General features: G+C 63.2%; 17 protein-coding genes. 10 read left to right on the top strand and 7 right to left on the bottom strand.

The features are described 5' to 3' along the window. The first annotated feature begins 1 nt into the window (after position 1). From ACODRZ_RS06765 to ACODRZ_RS06745, 5 genes are all read left to right on the top strand, one after another. Complete coding sequence (locus ACODRZ_RS06765) at positions 2-3202, top strand: UvrD-helicase domain-containing protein (protein ID WP_488986179.1); 3201 nt, start codon at positions 2-4, stop codon at positions 3200-3202. Then, entirely contained in the window at positions 3202-4416 is a 1215-nt protein-coding gene (locus ACODRZ_RS06760; protein ID WP_488986178.1) for a hypothetical protein, read from the top strand. The genes ACODRZ_RS06765 and ACODRZ_RS06760 overlap by 1 nt, the downstream gene beginning before the upstream one ends. Continuing rightward, positions 4416-6218, top strand: coding sequence for a hypothetical protein (locus ACODRZ_RS06755; RefSeq protein ID WP_488986177.1), 1803 nt, complete (start codon positions 4416-4418; stop codon positions 6216-6218). Before ACODRZ_RS06760 ends, ACODRZ_RS06755 begins: the two co-directional genes overlap by 1 nt. Further along, on the top strand, positions 6218-8758 hold the full coding sequence (locus tag ACODRZ_RS06750) for a helicase-related protein (RefSeq protein WP_488986176.1): 2541 nt from the start codon (positions 6218-6220) through the stop codon (positions 8756-8758). Before ACODRZ_RS06755 ends, ACODRZ_RS06750 begins: the two co-directional genes overlap by 1 nt. A gap of 971 nt (positions 8759-9729) precedes the next feature. After that, positions 9730-10023, top strand: coding sequence for a hypothetical protein (locus tag ACODRZ_RS06745; protein ID WP_488971177.1), 294 nt, complete (start codon positions 9730-9732; stop codon positions 10021-10023). Positions 10024-10103: 80 nt separating this feature from the next. On the opposite strand, the gene ACODRZ_RS06740 is transcribed toward ACODRZ_RS06745, so the two are convergent. Then, on the bottom strand, positions 10104-10697 hold the full coding sequence (locus tag ACODRZ_RS06740; protein WP_488971178.1) for a hypothetical protein: 594 nt from the start codon (positions 10695-10697) through the stop codon (positions 10104-10106). A gap of 96 nt (positions 10698-10793) precedes the next feature. Between ACODRZ_RS06740 and ACODRZ_RS06735 the strand changes: the two genes are divergently transcribed. Then, entirely contained in the window at positions 10794-11114 is a 321-nt protein-coding gene (locus tag ACODRZ_RS06735; RefSeq protein ID WP_488971179.1) for a hypothetical protein, read from the top strand. Positions 11115-11245: 131 nt separating this feature from the next. Here ACODRZ_RS06735 and ACODRZ_RS06730 read toward each other — a convergent pair whose 3' ends face one another. Then, the gene (locus ACODRZ_RS06730) at positions 11246-11569 is read right to left on the bottom strand and encodes a hypothetical protein (protein ID WP_488971180.1); all 324 of its coding nucleotides are present in this window, start codon (positions 11567-11569) and stop codon (positions 11246-11248) included. A 484-nt stretch (positions 11570-12053) separates the two neighbouring features. Here ACODRZ_RS06730 and ACODRZ_RS06725 point away from each other — a divergent pair, with 484 nt between their 5' ends. Further along, positions 12054-13166 carry an alkene reductase gene (locus tag ACODRZ_RS06725; protein WP_488971181.1) on the top strand — a complete coding sequence of 371 codons (1113 nt, stop codon included), beginning with the start codon at positions 12054-12056 and terminating at the stop codon, positions 13164-13166. Here ACODRZ_RS06725 and ACODRZ_RS06720 read toward each other — a convergent pair whose 3' ends face one another. The 5 genes from ACODRZ_RS06720 to ACODRZ_RS06700 are packed head-to-tail and all read right to left on the bottom strand — an operon-like array spanning position 13167 to position 18101. Then, entirely contained in the window at positions 13167-14105 is a 939-nt protein-coding gene (locus tag ACODRZ_RS06720; protein WP_488971182.1) for an NAD-dependent epimerase/dehydratase family protein, read from the bottom strand. It abuts the gene before it with no gap. Between the two features lies 1 nt (position 14106). Next, positions 14107-14604 (bottom strand): cupin domain-containing protein, encoded by a 498-nt coding sequence (locus ACODRZ_RS06715; protein ID WP_488986175.1) that lies wholly within the window; start codon positions 14602-14604, stop codon positions 14107-14109. A gap of 20 nt (positions 14605-14624) precedes the next feature. After that, positions 14625-16829: a TonB-dependent receptor gene (locus ACODRZ_RS06710; RefSeq protein WP_488971184.1), complete on the bottom strand. Its 2205-nt coding sequence runs from the start codon at positions 16827-16829 to the stop codon at positions 14625-14627. A 47-nt stretch (positions 16830-16876) separates the two neighbouring features. Continuing rightward, positions 16877-17248, bottom strand: coding sequence for a Rieske (2Fe-2S) protein (locus tag ACODRZ_RS06705; protein WP_488971185.1), 372 nt, complete (start codon positions 17246-17248; stop codon positions 16877-16879). Positions 17249-17264: 16 nt separating this feature from the next. Then, positions 17265-18101, bottom strand: a complete 837-nt coding sequence (locus ACODRZ_RS06700; protein ID WP_488971186.1) for a DUF1295 domain-containing protein — start codon at positions 18099-18101, stop codon at positions 17265-17267. Positions 18102-18318: 217 nt separating this feature from the next. Between ACODRZ_RS06700 and ACODRZ_RS06695 the strand changes: the two genes are divergently transcribed. Genes ACODRZ_RS06695 through ACODRZ_RS06685 form a run of 3 tightly spaced genes read left to right on the top strand, consistent with a single transcriptional unit; the run spans position 18319 to position 20653 of the window. Beyond that, a complete protein-coding gene (locus ACODRZ_RS06695) occupies positions 18319-19911 on the top strand; it encodes a phytoene desaturase family protein (protein ID WP_488971187.1) in 1593 nt (530 codons plus the stop codon). Positions 19912-19934: 23 nt separating this feature from the next. Further along, positions 19935-20207 carry a hypothetical protein gene (locus ACODRZ_RS06690; protein WP_285021467.1) on the top strand — a complete coding sequence of 91 codons (273 nt, stop codon included), beginning with the start codon at positions 19935-19937 and terminating at the stop codon, positions 20205-20207. Next, positions 20204-20653, top strand: coding sequence for a cobalamin B12-binding domain-containing protein (locus tag ACODRZ_RS06685; RefSeq protein WP_488971188.1), 450 nt, complete (start codon positions 20204-20206; stop codon positions 20651-20653). Before ACODRZ_RS06690 ends, ACODRZ_RS06685 begins: the two co-directional genes overlap by 4 nt. The last annotated feature ends 233 nt before the right edge of the window (positions 20654-20886 follow it).

Here is a 20886-nt window from a genome sequence, read left to right as displayed (position 1 = left end):
CATGGCGCCCGTCAATGCAGATCAAGGTCTGGTCATCGTTCCCGCGGGTGCCGGCGCGGGCAAGACCCACCGCATCAAGACCCAGCTGTCCGATTGGGTAAAACGCGGCATTGTCCGGCCCGAACGTATCCTTGCCGTGACCTTTACCGAGGCCGCGGCGGGCGAGTTGCGCGAAAGGATCCGTGCCGGCCTCCTGGCCGATGGACTGGTCGCCGAGGCGATGGCGGTCGAACGCGCCTATGTCTCGACCATCCATGGACTGGGCCTGCGGCTTTTGACCGAACATGCTCTGGCGGCTGGCGCCTCGCCGCAGCCGCGCCATCTGGGCGATGCCGAGCGGGATCTGCTGATCCGTCAGGCATTGGCACATGCCAAGGCGCTGGACCCGATCAAGGGCGCGCCCGAGCGGTTCGGTTACGCCCCGAACTTCATGAGGGGCGAGACGGTCGAAGACAGTTTGCGCGCCCGGGTGCTATCGATGATCGACCTCTTGCGCGGCCTTGGGGACAAGGGGCGTGACGCTGGCCTGGTCGCTCCGGCACTGGCGCGGCTGGATGCGGTTTACGGGCCGGTTCTGGATGACCCTATCGCCGCGACCACCGCGTTGCAGACGGCCGTGCAGGTCATGATCGCAGCCTTTCCCGAGGGCGGCATGGCCGGGATCACCGCTAAAACCAATGTCGAGAAGCTGGAGAAAAACCTCGCGCTTTTCAAACGTGTTGATCGCGCGCCCGATCTTCTGGATCGGGATTGGCAGGTCTGGAACGATCTGCGCAGCCTGTTCATCTCTAACCGCTCCAGCAAGACGCCTGCGGGATATGACGACCTTGCCACGGCGATCATGGCGGCGGCGGATGTGCTGCCCTGCCATCCTGGCCCGCTGGCCGATGCTAAGCTGCACCTGTCCTGCCTGATCGCCTGCGCGCAAGAGGTGATGGCGGCCTATGAGACCCGCAAGAAGGCGCTCGGCCTGATCGACTTTGCTGACATGATCACCGGGGCTGAGCACCTGCTCCGCACCGATCTCGCCGTGCGGCAAGCGGTGCTGGACGAGATCGACTGCGTCATCATCGACGAATTCCAGGACACCAACCCCGTGCAATTCGCGCTTTTGTGGCAGCTGGGCCAGCACGCGCCGCGCACACTGCTGGTGGGCGATGTCAAGCAGTCGATCATGGGGTTTCAAGGGGCCGATCCGCGCCTGTCGACAGCGCTGGCGGCGGCAAACTTGGATGCCACCCAGCCTTTGGACCGCAACTGGCGATCGACGCCCGCAGTGATGCAATTCGTCAATGCGATGGGCGCGGGGCTGTTCGGCGATGGCTATAACCCGCTGGCGCCGACCCGCGATGCGGTTGCCGGCCCAGCGATTGAAGTGCTGAACGCAGTCAAGTCGCGCGGCGTGCGCACAGCGTCAAAGCCGCAGGAGCATATCGCTGAGCGTATCGCTCGGATTCTGACGGATGGAGATACGATCACCGACCGCCACAGCAAGGCCGCCCGCCCGGCGCGGCCTTCGGATATCGCGCTCTTGGTCTGTCGCCACACCACCGCCGCCCGCTATGCCGAGGAACTGCGCGCCCGTGGCGTTCCCGTGCGGATCGCCGAGGATGGTTGGGCGCAAAGTGCGGTGATCGTTGCCGCTCGCGCGGCACTCGCCTTTGCGGCTAACCCGGCGGATATCCATGCGGGACTGCTCTTGCGCACGCTTGGACCGGATCCGCTGCCCTTGCAGGACGCACTATCCGCCCAGATTGACGGCCGGCTGGTCGATGACCCTGTGCTGATGCGGCTGGCCGCGCTCTCGGACATTCTGGCCCGCTTGCCGGTGGGGGCGGGGCTTGATCTGGTGCTGAATGCCGCCGACCTGCGTCTCTGGGCCGAACGTCAGCCCGATGCCGCCCAGTCCCGCGCCGATCTTCTGCGGCTAGAGGCTGAGGCGGGTGAGTTCGAAGCCGCTCATCGCGATCTCAAATCCGCCTCGGGGTTCCACGGCGAGACTGCCAAGGTCTTTCTCGGCTGGCTCGACGCCCGGGGGGGCGAGCGCGATTTCGACCGTCATCCCGATCCTTCCGCCAACAGCGCCGAGGCGGTGGAGATCGTCACCTGGCACGCCTCCAAAGGGCGCGAATGGCCGATCACTGTCGTCGCCGAGTTCGACTATGGCATCGAGGAACGTGCGGGGTCCACTGCGACCCGTTTCGATGCCCTGGATCGGATCGACGATATGGTGGTGGTGCTGGGGTCCGCGAGCCTGATCCACACGCCCGGCTTTGACGCGCCCGAGGCGACCCGCCGTTTCATCGAAGACCGCCGCGCCGATTTTGAAGCCAATGCGAAAAACCTTCTCTATGTCGCCCTGACCCGTGCCCGTGACCGGCTGGTGCTGGAATGGCCGGGTTTTCTGAAAGACCGCGAAGAAGACGCGCCCGAGGCTACGAACCTGTTTCATATCCTGTCCGATACTTGCGCGCCGCAGATCGGGGCGGGCAGCCTGCGCATCAATGGCGTAGATTGCCCGGCGCTGGTCACACAACTGCCCGAAGAGGCGGGATTTACCGAATACGCAGGCGGTGCGGCAGCCTCAGCGCTGCGCTTCGGTGCCGCTGCGCCGTTGCCCATGACACCGCTGACACCCTGGCGGCTGCAGCCCTCGCAAACCCGTAGCGCGGGGGTGCCGCCCGTGTCCCGCCGTATCGACATCGGAGCACCCTGGCCAAAGGCACTGAACGATGCCTACCGCGGCACAGCACTGCATCTGGCGCTACGCACATACCTGACCCGGCCCGATCTGGCCCCGGCTTTGGCTCTCGCGACCGGGCTTGACGACGCCACTCTTGCGCTGGTGGCCGAGCGCGCCACGGCGCTGAAAGCCTGGCTTGCCGATCAGGGCTATACGGATCTGCGCGCCGAGATCCCGGTGCTTGGCTACACGCCCGAGGGGGCAGAGATCCCCGGCACCCTCGACCTTCTCGCCATCGGCCCGGCAGGTGCGATATTGATCGACCATAAATCCGGCGGCGTTGGTGACGGGTTTGGCCCCTATTGGCCACAGCTTTCCAGCTATGCCGGACTGTTGGCCGGACTATACCCGCAGCATCCGCTGCAGGGCGTGGCGGTGTTCTGGGTCGATCACGGATGGCTGGAGCTGGCAGATCAGGGCGCGTCCGCGGGAGCTTTCGCACAGGCTAGAGTTAACTGATGCCTTGGGGAATACTTGCGCCCGATACCGTGGTTTCGCAACGACGCCAACAGAACCTCGGGCTTGCGGCGGCGGTTCGTCATTTCAATGATCGGGCGGTCCCCGGAATCGGCGGCATGTGGTTTCCCATGCCCATCCTTTGGTCGGTTCTGGCGATCTCTATCGCCGAGGAACTTGGTGTGCCAGCACTGCCTGTCGGTAACGCGGTCGAAGCGCGCGTCATGCTTGAAGTCATCGCGGGTCCGCAGGATCGCCGCGTGCGAGGGGCGCGGAAGATGCAGGGCTTGAAGGATAGCAGTTTCCACAATCTCAGGCGTCGCGGAACTTATGTGGTTCAGCCGATCCGCATGGCGATGGTGCAGCCTCTGGTCGCACTCGGGTTCGTGCAGGGCAGCCGCTACGGCGCGTTCCGCATACATAGCGCTGGCAGAGAGCTGTTGGAGCTGAATGCGATGAAAGAACCGCGCCGTTTGCTTGGTGCCTGGGCGCATGGCAGGCAGCCACATGGCCTGAAGGAAGCCCTGACAGTTCTTTCCCCGGTTGGGGCTGTCCCGGAAGCGGTGCGTAAACTGATCCTTGCCCGATTGCTCGACGGAAATGATCCTGGCTCGACCCGGCGCTGGGCTCTGGCGCGCCTCGGCACTGGCCCCAGCTCCGCGCATTTGGACCAGGAAACCGCATTGGCGGGGCTGGCGCCGGATCATTGGTCGGATCTGCGCGCAGGAGCGGCTTTTATGGATCTGCGCGATGCTGCGTTGTCCGTGTTGGACCAGTTGGAACAGCACCTGCTGAAGCTTCGCGACGATAATCAGCCTGTGCGCCTGTCAGAAGCGGAGGCAGCCGAAGTCGCCGCCGAGCCGCTGAAACAATTGCGCGATCTGGCCTCGGCAAAAGGCGCGCTTGTCGATCAGGGCAATGAGGAGACTAGCCGCAGATTTATCGCGGAAATCCGAAATCTGTCCGATCAGCAGCTGATCCAGAGGCTGGCCGAGCGCGATTCTACCGTGATTTGTCAGCGCGAAGGCCACATTTTTCTCGGGCCGGCTGCGGGCGAGTTGAGGGGCAGCTCGGAGGCACAGGACGAGAATCGGCCCCCTCAGGACGAGGCCTTCGCGCCGCAGCTTTTCCGGCTGCACAATCTTCATTGTCTGGTGACGGAGCTGTCCGGAAAGGTGAACCCGGGCAGTCGTGACGCGGGATCGGAGCCCGTCTGATGCAGAACACGACGCTCTACTCCCTCTTCATGCCGCCCGAAGATTGTTATGGCGACTTTGGCCTTATGTGCGGCTTCACCGCGACGCGGCAGGTCCTGGGGCAGATCCGCCGAACATTCACAGGCGAGATGGCGCGCCCGGTGCTGGCCGCCTTCATCCATCCAACCGTGAATGCGATCTCGGACGTTCCGGGACTTGCTTGGATGTGGATGCGCCTCGAGGGACGCGGCTACAACCTTCTCCATGCCAAGGTGGCGCTTCTGGGTTTTCGCAAGCGCGGCGGAGATGGCTATGTCATTCGCCTCGCTGTCAGCACGGGGAACTGGACACAGGATCCGCTTACTCGCAGCATCGACCTGTTCTGGTCGATCGATCTGGACTCTGCTGTGCCTGACGCAAAGGACATTGCCGATATCCGCGCCGCGCATGAGATGTTTGGCTGGCTGCGCGAGCGGGCAGATTGCGCCCTGATCGAACGCAGTTTTGACGGGCACCGGCCAGACGCCTTGTTGGAGGCCGCGATCACAGCCTTGCCCGCGTCATCCGCGCGTCCCCGCTTCATAGATAGCCGCAATCAGGCGCTGTTTCCTCAGGTGGTCGAGCGCCTGGGTACCAAGAAGAAGGCCAACCGTCTCATCATCGGGTCTGGCTATTTCGAGACCGACGGCGATGGTGCTGCTGGCCTGCCAGAGCGACTGCGCCGCGCATTGGTGCAGGAGAAATCCCTGACGAAAACAGCGGCTCTCGACCTGTTTCTCAACCCGTCCTCCTGTCAGGGGCTTGCTGCCCGGGCCGGTGCCTTGATTGACGCAGGCTGGGCCTTGCGCCCTCCGCGCTCTGTCTTGCATGGAACTGATGGGTGCCTGCATGCAAAATTTGTGGTGCTGGCGTCAGGCGAGACCGAGGCCTCGGGACGGGCTTATCTTGGATCCGGCAATCTGAGCATGAACGGGTTTGAGCGTGCCGCAAGCACCGGGGGAAACCTTGAGGCAGGTGTGATCGTCGATCTGCCGGGAGGACTGAAATGGCCGCGACGGAGAGACACGCGGAACGGTATCGCCGCAGTTTTGCCGATCCAGTTCACTGATGTGGTGACGCCCGAGGCCCTGCAGCAAGGGGAAGGCTTTGTGCGCCCCGATGAGCCAGAAGCCCAGCCGCCAGTTGCGTGGCTTATATGGCAAGACGGGGTGCTCTCGGCCCCCGAAGGCAAATCGGTGATGGTAATTGGTGTCGATGCGGCTCAGGCCCAGACACCTTGTCCATGGCCCGCACCGGCTCCAGCGATTGTGACACTCGCGGAGGGCGGCTGGCGGCTGCCTGTCATTTCTTCCGAAGCACTTGTTGTCGCTCGCCCCTCCGATATGTCGGTCGAAGATATCCTTGCCTGCCTTGGCTCATTTCCCGAGCCAGGTGATGCTGACAGCGAAGATGAGGGTGAGGAAGGCGAAGAGCCGCTCACCGACGCCTCAGATACCACCGAAGCTCCGCCAGCTGCCTATCCCATTCGCAGGATGATGGAACTTCTGGTGCGTCTTTGTGAGACACAGGCAAGGTTGGACCCGCGGGACTGGCAAAGGTGGTGTCGGGAGTTGCAACAGAACCTTTGCGCTATCGCGTCTCGCGAAAAAACGATGCTCGAGTTCTTCCGGAAGGCTAGGGCAAATCCTCTGCCTGCTCTGGCAGATCCGCGTATGCGCCCGGAAGGGGTTTCGCCAGACCTATTGAGAGATACGCTTTTGGCAGTGTCCGTCGCGTGGGAGCTCAGCGCTTACCCATCGCTCTGGGAACGGGAGGCCGCGTGATGGTGGACTGGAACGAGGTCGCGAGCATTCTGGATCGTATCGCAGGGACGTCTGATGATACCCTGCTAGATCATGGCCAGAAGGCGAGTGTCATAGAACTAGCGTGCCGTATCCGGGCGGGCCAACGCTCGGCCCTGCTGGCTGATGAGGTGGGTATGGGCAAGACCCGCATTGCGGCGGCGCTGATCGCAGCGGTGCGGGAGGCGGGCGGGCGCAGCGCCATTGTTCTGCCCGCGGGCCTTGGGGCACAATGGCAACAGGAACTGAAACGGTTCAACGCCGACGACAAGACATTGCTGCCGCTGCGCAGCTATGATGGTTTCATCTCCGGTTTCTTGCACGATACCGATGCGGAGGGGAGCGCAAGACGGATACACAGCCATAAGGAGTGGCTTTCGGATCGCCGCAAGCAGCGTGAGTTGCCGGAGAACGGCTGGGCCGCCGAAGAGATCATAATGATCTCTCATTCCTTCGCGAACATGCAGTTTCCCATTCGTGGAGAAGGCCCCGCTGGAGGCTGGCGCCGGGAACTCTTACCCAACGTCGCCCGCCTGATTGACGGCCGACGGCGCAACTTCATGCGCGAAAATTTCCATTCGGGTGAGGTGGGCTATGTATATGCCAGTCGCCGTGCGGCGCGGCACATTGCCCAAACGATTCTGGACCACGAACTGCCGCGCGACGCCATTAACGGCGATCAGAAATGGCTTTCGGCGGACGATTACAAGAACAGGATCCTGCCGCTGATCGGCTATGGCCTGGGTCAGATTGATCTCATAGTCGTTGACGAAGCCCACAAGGCGCGCGGCGCAGATTCAAGCCTTTCGCGCATTCTCGGCCCGGTAAGCTGGGAAGCGGATGATCCTTTTCGTCTGGGCATGACCGCAACCCCGGTCGAGCTGGACTCCAGCCAGTGGATCGACACGCTGGAGCGGCTCAATGGTCGCGATGACGATCAGGATATTACTGCGCTCGCAGCGCTGACGGAATGGATCACCGGCTATGTGGATGTTGTTCGTCGGATTCAAACCGAAGAACTGGACGAGACGCTGACCGGGGAATTCGAGACCTCCGCCCGGCAGTTCTGCGCAGCATTGCGACCATACGTCCTGCGCCGGGACAAACGCAGTGACCCCGAATTCTGCGCCTTCAAAGACAGTCATGGTGATTATCGTGAGGTCACCGATATCCCGGTTTCACCGGAGGCAGAGGGTTTTACCCGTGACTGGTTGCGCCGCTTTTGTGCGGCTGAGGCGCTGTCGTTACTCCCTCAGGATGATCCGCGTGTGAAACGGGTCAGGCTCGCCGTTGCCCAGGGGTATGGGTTCGGCTTTGGAGAGGATGAGGAAGACAGCCCTTCTGGCATGACAGATGCAAACCTCGTTGGTCCGGCGGGGTTTTGGACGGAAGCTTTCACCGCTGAGAGCAACGACATCTACAGCCACCCTGCGATCCTGGCGGCTGTGAGACAAATCGAGGCCTATACGCGGGCCGGCGAGAAAGTGCTCGTCTTCGGCAGGTTCCTGACGCCGATGAATGTGCTGACCAGACTGCTGGACGCGCGTGAGATGCTGCGTCGTTTGCGAGACGGACAGCACTGGCCTGCCAGTGGGATCGGGGAAAGCAATATAGCAGCCGTCATTGCGGCGATGAGGGATCCTGATCTTGCGGTGGTGGGTGGGGTCGACGAAATCGATGTGATGTTGAAAACCCGCTATCAGGAGTGGGCGAGCGAGCGCCGGGCTGAACTCGCACGGCTTCATCGGGAGTTGGAAGACCTTGCGCTGGAGGGAGGAGCTGCTGCATTTCTGTCAGAGATTCTGCGCCATGAGGACGGCAAACAAGACCTTCAATTCGGGGCTTTGCTCGAGGCACTTGGTGGCAGGCGGGAAGTTGCGGGCGCTTCCTGGACGGGGCGGGAAATGCTCGGGCTGTTCGAAAAACTGCTCCTGGAGCTTGCCGGGGATGATGAAGCAGAGAACAACGATACGCAGAAAGCCCGGCTGGATGCCTGGCTGAACGATTATTCCGGGCGCGAGGGCAACTTCGCCAGGATGATGTCAGGCGCAACCGCACCGCAAACGCGGCGTATGCTGCAATCTGCATTCAACCGGTCGTCCAGTTGGCCGATCGTGCTCCTCGCGCAATCCCGCGTCGGGCGTGAGGGCCTGAATCTGCATGAGGCCTGTCGCACAGTGATTCTACTGCACGCGGAGTGGAATCCCGGCATTGTCGAGCAGCAGATTGGGCGTGTGGATCGCAAGAATAGTCTTTGGCTTCGCGAATGGCGGAAATGGAGGGATCATGGTGATGGTCTCCCGCCCCGCATTCGGGTTCACCCTGTTGTCGTCAGTGGCACATACGACGATCACAACTGGCAGGTTCTCAAGGCGCGTTGGCTGGAACTGAGGGCGCAGTTGCATGGCGATGTCCTGCGTCCCGTTCCAGGTCGGTCAGAGGTGATAGGTGACAAACGAACCTGCGCTGACCGCGTTCGTCGCGCAGTGCCGGATTTTTCGCCGGGAAAACGTGGCGGTTGAGTTGTAGTGTAACCGATACTCAAGCTGCTGTTCGGAATAGGACGGAATGAAAGCTGCTATTATTAGCAACCATTCTCCCCGCGTTGGATTTGGCGTTGATAGGAAAATGGCTGTTAGTAGGTCGCAGGTAATGGTGGTTGCAGCCTCCCGCAACCATCTTTACCGGCGCCGATTGCAAGTTGTGATCGATGCCGGTCCCCGCAACCATCTTTACTTGCTCACGCAGCAAGTGAAGATCAGATCCAGCCCCCGCAACCAATAATCACAACAACTTAGCAGGCATACACCGCGCCAAGCGCGATGCCGTGTCCGCTCCAGGTCCGTTCTTACTCGCACAATTTTCTCAACAGAAGAGCGCCAGAGCGTCCGGTTCCGGGCATCGCTTTGCCATCGCTTGACGACCGGAAAGGGTGGTGAGCCCCCGTTAGGCATCTTACCTCGGCATAATCTGCGTCCGCTGCGCCAACACCCGTTCAGTTCGCAATGCGACGTTTCCGTGTCGCAAGCCAAGTCCCGCAAACTGATGAAAGCGTCACGGGAAGGCTCCAAACAGCCATATAGATTAATTTAGGGTCCTGTAAATCATCGCCGTCCATCGCCGCTTTCATGGCGAGCAAGACGATTAGGGCGGTGGGAAATAGACCAATTACAGCACGAGTAATCGTCCGGGCTGGTAGATCCATCGAGCCGCACCACCTTGATAGGACCCAAGCTGCGAGGAAAGTGAGCAAGAGCAAGATGTAATACACAGCAGCTTCCTTGCGGTAACGCATATTCGCTTCGCTACCAAGTTTGCGAATAAGTCGCAAGAATGCGGTTGCGAGACAGGCTCAGAGGCGGTGCCGAAGCTTATGCCAACGTCCCATTTGGGGCGTGAACCGAAAGTCTCCTTTTCGGAGCCAGCTACCCGGAACCGGAAATTCCGTTCACGCCCCTTTGCGGACCTCATCGGACTATGGCAGTTTGTGCCGATGACAAGCCGACTTGCCGGAATTGTAGGAACGCTCTGGTTCTTCTTCGCGCTCCTTAGCCTTTTCATTGCGTTGGCATTTTCGCCGATGGGCCTGCGCCTGCTTCTCCCCGGCGGGCATCCAGTCACGTGGCTCTATCCCGCGTTCCTTGCGCTCCCACCAGTCGTTCTTGGGTTTGGTTCGGTCATCGGTTCCAAAGTGTCACGGCTACTGTTGTGGCCACTAGCAGTGGCGCTTGGACTGATCGCATTTTTGCTGTTTGGCTTCCTTGCCGCCACCTTCATTGGGCGATGAGCGCTAAGACCGCTTACCACCCCAAAATCGCCGTTTGTCAGCGAGGAAGGGCCGCCCGAAAGCGGCCCTTTTGAATGCGACTAGTCGATGACTTGGTATCGCGCCGCTGCTTCTGCCAACTTGCGGGAATAGCGTTCGGGCTCTTCCTCGATGCTCTCGGCCATCTGACCGCCAGACAGTTCGGCGAAATCAGGAAGTCCGCTCGCAGCAAGGCCGAGGATAGCCGCCCGCGTTGTCAATATTCCGGTCATTTGTTGCGCCAGAAGTTTCTCGTGCTCGGCGCGTTGGACGGACTTGATCAAATCCGGATCGGCAAAGTTGCGCATCTCGAACAAGTCGTCGCTGACTTCCTGCCGCACGGCTTGCCATAGTGGGGTTTCCGGCCATCGGGAGCGGTTACTGTCACCGCTCGGCACGGCATAGCGAATTGCGTTCAGGCTCTCGTTGACGGTGTTGCCGAAGCGAGTGTCCAGATCGCTCCAAGATGAAATTCTCCAGCGTGTCTTGAGGTGTTGCCTGCCTGCGCGGATTTCGACCCGCCAGATGAGGCTATCGGCCGGGCAGTCACGCACGAGGGCAGGGCGACCCTCTTTGGCGCGTGTCGCGTCCCAAATGTCCCACCACGCCGTTTTGCGCTTCGCAACGATCTCTGCGCGCTTGTCGTAGACGATCATCCGCAAGGACCTGTCCTGGGTTCGCCTGGACGCATAAATCGTGGAGGGAAGCATGACCATTTTCCATTCGGCGCAGCGCATTCGGCTGACGGTCGCGTGTTCGCTGCGCTCCTGGCAGGGCTCGACATCGAGTTCGGCGAGGGCGCGGGCGACGCATTGGCGCGGCGTTACCTCGATGCCGAGGAATGCGATTTCCTCCGGGAGGCACGGATCGACGAACGCTGGATCGGGACCTGCGATGACGAGGAGGATGCGGACGCGCAGCACGACAGGGTGGCCGTCATCGGCAGGCTGCAGGGTGTCTGGTACACAGCGGTGAGCATCGTCGATGGCGAGGGCCGGGCGCAGGACCTGATCGCGCGGCGGAACCGGGAAAGCGAAGGCGCTGCCCGGGATGCCTGGTCGGGGATGGGCTAGGGCCCGGATCCATAAGCGGAACCACAACGGAAACGCGGCGGTGCAGGGGCGACTGCACCGCCGGTTTCAGGCAGAACGATTAGGGGAGCAGCTGACCTCAGCCCGGGGTGCCGCCGGAAGGTTGCACCACGTCAGCAGGGGGCTAGCAGCGGTTCCGGCTGTCGCGGTCCGCTGGGGCGGAAGAGGTTTCCCGCTTGGTGCTTGACGTTTCGAGGAGGGGATGGGCGATCCGTCGTCCCCGCGATTGTCTTCATCGCTCCGATCGCCGCTGTCCCGCCCACGCGAACAGCCTGGGCGAGCACGTCGCGGAACTCGCGCTCGCTCAGGCGTTCCACCGGCAGGTCGGTCACCAGTGCAGCGTAACTGGCACGCACAGTCAGGCGTACTGTCTCGGCGTCCCTGGCTAGCGTGCACTGATCGGCCTCGATCTTCGCAAGGCGCTCGCGGTCCGTCATCCTGGGGATCGTCGCGTCTCCCTTCGCTTCGAAGGAGGGAATCCCGTCGGCACGACTATTCCAGACCGATGTCGGGATGGCAATCGCCTGGGTCGGGATTTGCCGCGCGCCCTGGAGGCGAAGAAAAAGGTGGCCTGAAGGAGGGAGGTACCCTCACGTGGACCGATGGGCGCAGTCGCAAAGCGCACTGCGGGAGGGGGCGCACGCCGGAGGCGAAAAGTAATGCACCGTACGCACGGGTTCTGTTCATAAAAGATATTTTTTCAGCAGCTTAGATGATTTTTCAAAAGCTGCTGGGACACAGCCACACCGTAGCCTACACTATCGGAAACCTTCTGCATCATGGACGGCAACCGGGAGCGCCCTGACCCTATGTGGTAGCGTGATAGATCCGTGGGATGGAAAGCGGCACTTACCGATTTACATGTAGTGACCATGCGAACTATATGCTGAGCATTGATATCAACGTGTCAAGAGAACCCGCATGCCGACTGCCGATCGCCTGTTCCAGCCTGCGACCCTTGGTGCTCTGCACCTGCCCAATCGCCTCATAATGGCGCCGTTGACGCGCGCGCGCGCGACCGAAAGCAATATCCCCACTGCGTTGATGGCGCGCTACTACGCGCAGCGCGCGGACGCCGGACTGATCGTCAGCGAGGCGACTGCGGTCGATCCGCTCGGCATGGGCTGGTATCGCGTCCCCGGCATATGGAGTGACGAGATGGTGGCAGGCTGGAAGGCGGTGACGGATGCCGTTCACGGGGCGGGTGGCAGGATCGTGTCCCAGCTCTGGCACATGGGACGGTTGGTGCTGCCGGACTACATCGCCGGGCAGGCACCGATCGGCCCTTCGCCGATCGCGGGGGAGGGGATGACCTTCGCGCCTCGCCCTGACGGGGATACCGGGCTGTTCCTGCCGATGAAGCCTTATGCGATCCCGCGCGAGATGACGCAGGCAGATATCGACGGCGTCGTCGGGGCCTATCGTCGCGGTGCGCGCAACGCCATGCGCGCGGGCTTCGACGGGGTCGAGGTGCACGGCGCCAACGGCTATATCATCGATCATTTCTTGCAGTCGAAATCGAACTTGCGCACCGACGGCTACGGCGGCGGCGTGGACAGCCGGCTGCGTTTCCTGCGCGAAGTGCTCGCCGCCGTCGTCGAGGAGATCGAGCCGGGACGGATCGGCCTGCGCATCAGTCCCACCAGTGAACGCAAGGGGATGGGAGACGCCGATCCGGCCGCGCTCGCGCGCGGGATCGGCAGCGCGGCCCGCGAGGCGGGGCTGGCCTATATCCACCTCATTGAGCCGATTGCTTCAGGCTTCATGGAGGCGCCCGAAAAACCGGTCATCGAGGATCTGCGCGAGGCTTTCGGCGGCTGCGTGATCCAGAACGGCAGCTTCGACGCCGAAACCGCCGCTCGCTTCATTGCCGAGGGCAAGGCCGATGCGATCTCGTTCGGGCGCCCTTACATTGCCAATCCGGATCTGGTGACGCGCTTCCGGCAGGGGCTTCCGCTCGCCGAGGCGAACTTCGACTATGCCTATGTCGGCGAGGAGAAGGGCTACACCGACTATCCGGCTTTTGCCGGATAGTCAGGAGGCGGGCCGCACCCACGAGGCGGCGGGGCGGTCCGTCTGCGCGGCGTAGGCGGGGTTACGGCAGTCCTTCAGGATATCGAGCCGGGCCGGATCGGGCGTCCAGCCCAGTTCCTCGCGTGCGCGCGGGCTGCGCTGGCGGCTACATGAACACAGCACGATCCCGCCGAGCCCCTTGCCCCAGATTTCGCAGGCTTCCTCCACCGTGACGCTGCGGGTGGGGACGCCCAGATTCCGGGCGATCTCGGCGGCCATCACGCCATAGCTTACCTCGCCCGCCACCGCGAAGTAGAGAGCGCCTGCGCGGCCGTTTTCGATGGACAGGCGATAGAGCTGCGCCAGATCATCCACATGAACGTTGGAATAGACGTTAAGGCCCCGGCCGACGTGGCACACCGCGCCGGTCTCGCGCGCAGAGTGGTACAACTGGGCGATGATCTGGCAGCCGCCGTTGCCCCAGATGAGCGGCGGACGCACCACCATCGCCCGGACCCCGCGGGCGGCGGCATCGCGCACGATCTGTTCGGCGGCGAGGCGCGGGGCGATCTGGTGGCGGGGGACGAAAGGCTCGTCCTCGGCGAAGCTGCGCTCGTCCCAGTCGCCGCCGGTGGGGATCGACATGAGGCTGGTGCCGCTGGTGAACACGAAGCATCGGCCCGTGCCCGCCAGCGCATCGAGCACGGCGGCGACGAGGCGATATTCCTCATCCAGCATGAGCTGCGCGGCCATGATGACCGCGTCGAAGCCGTCCACCAGCGCAGGGACGGCTTCGATGTCGGCAAGGTCACCGTGCACCGGCTGCGCCCCGTCCTCGGCGACGGTGCTTGCCCCGGCTTCGCCTCGCACGAAGCCGGAAACCGCGTGGCCGCCGGAGACGAGGTTGCGCACCACATGACGGCCGAGATAGCCGGTGGCGCCGAGTACGAGGACCTTCATCTCAATCGAACAGCGTCGCCAGGTCGAGCTTGGCGAACTCTTCGGGCGTCAGGCGTTCGCAGGCCTTGAACAGCCGGGTGCGCAGCATCTGCGTGGTGCCGTCGGGGAAGTGGTTCTCCAGCAGCCGGTCGTTGCCCTTGCCGCCGATCAGCGTGGTCAGCAGCGTGGCGCCCTTGTCCTTCGTGATGGGCTGGTGGGTTTCCTCGCCGATCTCGAAGGCGATGTCGCCCGCCTGGAAGCAGTAGTCGTCGTAGAACCACTCGCCCTCCAGCGTATAGGCGGTGGCGGCGCAGTGGTGGCCGTGGACGGGCGTGGTTACCCACGGGCCCATGCGGTAGTTCATGACGACGATGTTCCACTCCTCGTCCACCTGCAGTACGCGCCATTCGGAATTGGGAATGGGGCCGTAGGGCAGCCAGGGAATGTCGTCGCTGCGGATGTGCTCGGTCATCTGCCGGGCCTGCTTGATTGCCTGGTTAAGAGTGTGGGTCATTGTCATGGGAACCTCTCCTCTCGTTGTCAGAAGCTGAAACCGATGCTGGCGCCGTACATGCGCGGCGCGCCGACCGAGCCGGCGATCCCGAATGCCGATGTCGGCAGGTCGAGATAGTACTTCGCCTTGGCAAGGTTCTCCACGAAGGCGCGCAGCTTGAGCCCGCCCGGCCGCTGCACCAGCGAGGCGCTGGCGGTGACCATGTGAAACGAATCCTGACGGCTGAGGCCCAGCGGTCCGCCCGCGCCCGCGAGGAAATCGTAGCTGCCGGTATAGCGATCGGCCACGGTGAGGATCGCGTCGTAGCCGTCGCTCAGCGGAATCGTGTAGTCCACCGCTGCGGAGAACGACCATTCGGGTGCGCGCGGCAGGCGCGAGCCGGACAGGTTGGCGACGCCGTTGATCATGCCGGGGCCTCCGGTCGGCGTCGGGCAGCCCGGATATCCCGGCGAGGCATAGGCCTTGGGGCAGAAGATCGCCGCCGAGGTATAGCTCTTGAACTTGGCGTCCAGCCACGTCGCGCCGCCGCTGAGGGTGAGGCCGGTGACCGGCTCGGCAGAGGCGGTCAGTTCGAGGCCGTAGACCCGCGCATTCGCCGCGTTTTCAGCCCGCACGCCGCCGCTGGCGGCATCGACGAAGCTGACCTGGATGTCCTTGTAATCATAGTAGAACCCGGCGGCGGCCAGTTTCAGGCGGCGATCGAACAGCGCGGTCTTGGCGCCGATTTCGTAGCTCGTCAGCTTCTCCGACTGCAGCGGGACCAGCGGGTTGAGGGCAGGGGTGTTGTAGCCCCCGCTCTTGGCGCCCCGGCCGAAGCTGGCGTAGACGGTGCCGTCGGGCAATTCGTAGGACAGCACCGCGCGCGGGGTGAAGTCCTTGAACACGTCCTTCTGGCGGAACTGCGCGGTGGCGCCCGGGGCGATGACGGCGGTGGGGTCGTTGGTGACCCGCAGCTTCTTCTCGTCGATGTTGTAGCGCCCGCCCAGCGTCAGCTTCAGCTTGGGCGTGATCGCATAGTAGAACTCACCGTAAGGCGAGATCGAGCGCAGATCGACACGGGAATGGTTGATCCCACCCTGAAAGCTGCCGAAGGCATCGCCGAAGAACTGGCCAAGCAGGGTGTCGCGGTCGATCTCTCCGCTGGCGCCGAGGAGGAAGTTGAACGGCCCGTCGAAGTCGGTACGCACGAAGCTGTCGTGGGTGAGGGTCCAGCCGTATTCCTCGGCGCGGGTCCGGAACAGGTCGCCGGCGGCGAAGTCCTGATCGACGAAGACCTTGTAGGAGAAATCGCGGTAGCCGGTCACGCTGACGATGGAGAAACCCTCGCCCTCGTACCGCAGGTTGAGGGTGCCTGCAGTGTAGGAGATCAGCGTGTCGCGCGATCGGGTCTGGTCCACTTCGTAAAAGCCGCCCGGCGCGGGCAGGTTTTCACCATAGACCGCGCAGGCTAGGCACTCGGGCGCCCCGACAAGTCGCCGCCGGGCGATGGGATCGCTCACCTGCCGCGAATATTCTACGGCCAGCACCGCCGAGAACGGCCCTGCCGGATTGTATCCCAGCTTGCCGCGCACCGTGGCGTTGCGATAGCCGCCCAGCCTGTCGCCATTGGCGACGTTGGTGACGTAGCCGTCGCTATAGGCATACTTGCCCGCCACGCGCACCGCGAAGTCCTGTGAAAGCGGCACGTTGACGACGCCTTCGGCGGTTAAGCTGTCGAACCGCGCGTACTCGACCGAGGCGGAACCTTCGTAGCGGTCGGTCGGGTCTTTGGTGGTGACGAGGATCACGCCGCCGGTCGCGTTGCGGCCGTAGAGCGATCCCTGCGGCCCGTTCAGCACTTCTACCCCGGCCATGTCGACCACGTCGAGCGCGGCGCCGACCTGTCGCTGTAGGTAGACACCGTCCTGATAGGTGCCGATGCTCGATTCCAGTCCCGCATAGGCGGAGTTGGTACCGATGCCGCGGATGTAGACCTGCGCCGATCCGCCGCTGGTGTCGTAGACGACCGAGGGCATGCGGATCTGCGTGTCGCGCACGCTCTGGATATTGAGCCGTTCCAGAGTCTCGCCACTGAGCGAGACGGCGGCGACGGGCGCGCGATCGAGATCGCTGCCGATCTTGCCGGCAGTGACGATGATTTCCTCATTCGTAGCTGCGTCGTCCTCCTGCGCGGACGCGGCGGTTGCGTGCGCTGCCAGCGCGATCGCAAGAGCCGTGATGCTGTACCGCATTGTTTTCTCTCCCCGTTCGGCCCGTCATTGCGGACCATTTATCGTCGTCAGTTAAGTGGTGTCTCCACCATCTCCGGCGGCCGCGCGGGCAGCGTTACCAGCACGCGGCCGTTCTCGACCCGCAGCGGGAACGTGCGCACCGCGCCGTAGGCGGACCCGGCGCAGCGCCCGCTGGCGATGTCGAAGCGGGCGCCGTGCAGCGGGCAGAGCACCTGCCGCCCACGCAGCCGCCCCGGCGAGAGGCGCGCGGCTGCGTGGGGGCAGCGGTCGTTAAGGGCGTGCCACCCCTCGGCCGTGCGCACGAGGAGGACGAACCAGCGCCCCGCGCGCACCCCGGTCATCTCGCCGGACGCGAGCGCGTCGGCGGCGAGCAGGTCGTGCTCCTCGGTGCGTTCGTCCAAGGCGGTGGCTGCCGTCATCGCGCGCCTATGACCCCTATGCTTTCTTCACCGGCAGCGGCAGGAAGCCGCGCGTCTCGGCCATGACCTTCTGGTAGGCCGGGCGGCCGCCCATGTGCTTGTCCTGGAACGCCTTGCCCAGCACGCCGGTCAGCATCACCGTGTTGAATAGCGGGCCTACGACGGTCCACCAGATCGACGGATTGCCTGCAACGGCGGTGAGCCAGATGCCCCACCATACGGTCGTGTTGCCGAAGTAGTTGGGGTGGCGCGTGTGCGTCCATACGCCGGTTCGCAGGTAGCGGCCCTTGTTGTTGGCGTCCGCCTTGAAGGCCTGCAACTGGCCGTCGCCCACCGTCTCGAAATAATAGCCGATGCCGAAGACGATCATTCCAAGGATGCCCAGCGCCCCGATCGGCGCGTCCGAGCGGTTGCCGATGATGCCCCAGACCGATGGGATGCCGATCACCGCGATGACGATCGCCTGCGGCTCCATCACCACGAAAAAGCTCTTCCACCAGTATCCGGGCGAAAGCTTTTCCTTGAACCCGAAATAGCGCGCGTCGCCGCCGCCTTCCTTCGCGTAGCCAAACCAGCGCTTCGACAGATACCAGCCGAGGCGGCAGCCGTGTAGCCCCGCCATCAGCAACACGACTGCGGCGGTGGGCGAAGACGTCTTCGTGAGCAGGTAGGCAAGCCCCGCGGCGGTCGCGTAACCGAAGCCGTACCAGCCATCCATCATCGAGTGCGTGGGCTGAAACAGCCCGATGACCCATATCAGCGTGACGACCGCGAAGGTCCACGCCGTGCAGGCCCAGAAAATGCCCCAGTCGCTGCCGAGATCGAATCCCAGGCTGGCGATAAATACTTCCATATCCCCTCGCTCCACGCTTATAGTGTGCTAGCAATCCATTATTGGTCGCACGTACTAGGCTTTCGGTCAATGCCCTTAAATTCAGCAGAAGTGTGGCTTTGAAAGTCACACAAAGGGGCTGGACAGACATGGATTGCTTGCCCTAGATCGATTCGATAAGGTGCGCTGGCGAACCAAATGTCGGCGCTGAGGATTTCGCGAGCGGGAGAGCGATGCGGTGACGGCTTTGTACGATATCGTGGTGGTGGGCGGCGGCTCCAATTCGCTGACGGCGGCGGCCTACATGGCCAAGGCCGGCAAGAGCGTGCTGGTGCTGGAGAAAAACGACCACGTCGGTGGAGGTGCGGTGTCCACTGAAGTCGCGCCCGGCTTCATCCACGATCCGCACGCCACCGGGTTGATGACCTGCTTCAGCAGCCCGGCGCTGCGCAACGATGAACTGGGGCTCTATTCCAAGTTCGGGCTGGAATTCATCGAGTGGGAGGCGGCCTTCACGACGCTGTTCGACGATGGCTCGATCCTAGTCTCCAGCAAGGATATCGACGCCACTGCGGCCTCGATCGCGCAATTCTCCGAAAAGGACGCCGAGGCGTACCGCGAACTGGGCCGCCGCTGCGTGACGCTGGCGCCGCTGCTCAGCATGGGCATGGCCAATCCGCCGATGCCGTTCAACCGCTTCATGAGCCTGCTCGAAGGCAATCCGCTGGGCGACGAGGTGGTGCGCAGCCTGTACATCAGCGCCTACGACATCATCTGCAGTTACTTCGAATCGACCGAAGTGCGCCTCCACCACCTCAAGTGGATCGGCGAGGCGATGGAGAACCCGGAGGCCAACGGCACCGGCATCCTGGTCTTCAACCTCTTCGCGCTGGTGCACGCCAACGGCGCCTTCGCGGTGAAGGGCGGCACGCAGCAGCTTTCCAACAAACTGGCGCAGGCGGTCGAGCATTTCGGCGGCACCGTGCGCACCAATGCGCATGTGACGCGCGTGATCGTCTCGGGCGGCCGGGCGAGCGGGGTGGAGCTTGCCGACGGTGAGGTCATCTCTGCACGCGAGGCGGTGCTGGCGTCGATCCACCCGCATCTGCTCGGCGATCTGGTGCCCGAAGTCGATCCCGTGATTGCCAAGGCCGCGCGCGAGGTGCGCCTGTCCAATCACGGCGCCGTCAACCAGCAGATATCGCTTTCGGTCGAGCCTGAATACATTGGCGGCAACGACCCGATCCTCAAGAAGTCGATGGTCGTGGAATACATGCCGCGCGGCGATTTCGAGGCGATGCGCAAGATCTACGATGGCTACAAGTACGGTGAGGTGCCCTACGGCCACTTCAACCCGCTGACGATCATCAACAGCTACATCGACAAGACGCGCGTTCCGAAGCCGGAGAACTGTGCGCTCTACCTCTACCATTTCGCGCCGATGGAACTGAAGGACGGCGGCCTGGCGGCGTGGGAGGACTTGCGCGACGAATACGGCGAGCACGTCTGGACCTCGTTCAAGAAATACACGACCAACCTCAAGGACAGCCACATCCTCGGCCGCCTGATCGAGACGCCGCTGGACCACCACCGCCATTCCGCCAGCATGCAGAACGGCGACATCTTCGGCATCGGCACGGCGGGCGGGCAGATCCTCGGCCGCCGTCCGACGCCCGCGCTCGCCAACTACGGCGTGCCGGGGATCGACGGCCTCTACCTCACCGGCCCGTTCATGCATCCGGGCGGCACGGTGACGCTGGGCGGCCGGCCCACGGCGATGGTCATGTGCAAGGACATGGGCGTCGATCTGAACGCCGTGTTCCATCTCTGATCCATCTTGCGAAGGACATTGCCATGAAGCTCTACACGACCGACAATTCCGAACTGATGGAGATCACCCGCATCACCAGCGAAGGCGGCAACCTGATCGTGTCCGGCACGATCATGGGCGCCGTGCCGGTCAAGGCCGTGCTGCGGCCTGAGGACATGCGCGCGGCCTTCCGCACCATGTCGGTGCCGACGATGGCCAAGGCGGCGGTCATGCCGGTGCGCGGGACTTCGGTTCCCGCGCTGATCGGCGGCGGGCTGCTGGGACTGTTCGCGTTGTTCCGGCTCTTCCGCAAATGACCGTAGAAGCCCCGTCGATGCCTTTGCCCCGGCAGCAGAGCAACGCCATCCGCTGCGTGCTGGGCATGCTGGGGTCGGACGTTCACACCAAGGGCATCCGCACAGTGGCGAGCATGCTGCGTTCGGCCGGGATCGACGTGGTCTTCGCCGGCGAGCACCTGACCATCGACCAGATGGTCGAAAGCGTGCGCGAGGCAGAGCCGGAATTCGTCGGCCTCAGCTTCTCCACCGCCGGCTACCTCGTCTACATGAAGCTGTTCACCGATGCGATGAAGGCGGCGGGCCTTGGCCATGTCAGTGTGATGGTCGGCGGCCTCGTCCACCCCGACGACGAGGCGGCCCTGCGCGACATGGGCGTCAGCGGCCTGTTCGGGCCGGGCACCACGACGCAGGACATCGTGTCCTGGCTGAACCGTGTGTCGGCGGAAAAGACCTTCCAGCAATAGGCTGCGCTCTGCGCAAGGTGACACCGGATTTACACGGTTTACACGGTCCAGAGGGGAAACGGTGTAACTTTGGGCCGAGGGAGTACGATTTTGGCGAAAAACCGTGAGTTTTCTCGCGACGTATGTGTAACCTTGCGGTGCGGAAGTGTCACCTTGTGCGCAGGAAGTGTCACCTTGCATTCCGTGCATTTGCCTGCGGTATAGGCGGGATGCGCAAGGTGAAGCGGGGCGGG

The sequence above is a fragment of the Novosphingobium sp. FG90 genome (assembly GCF_057808725.1).
The sequence above is the reverse complement of the archived record's forward strand: the minus strand, read 5'-3'. Positions and strand labels throughout refer to the sequence as shown.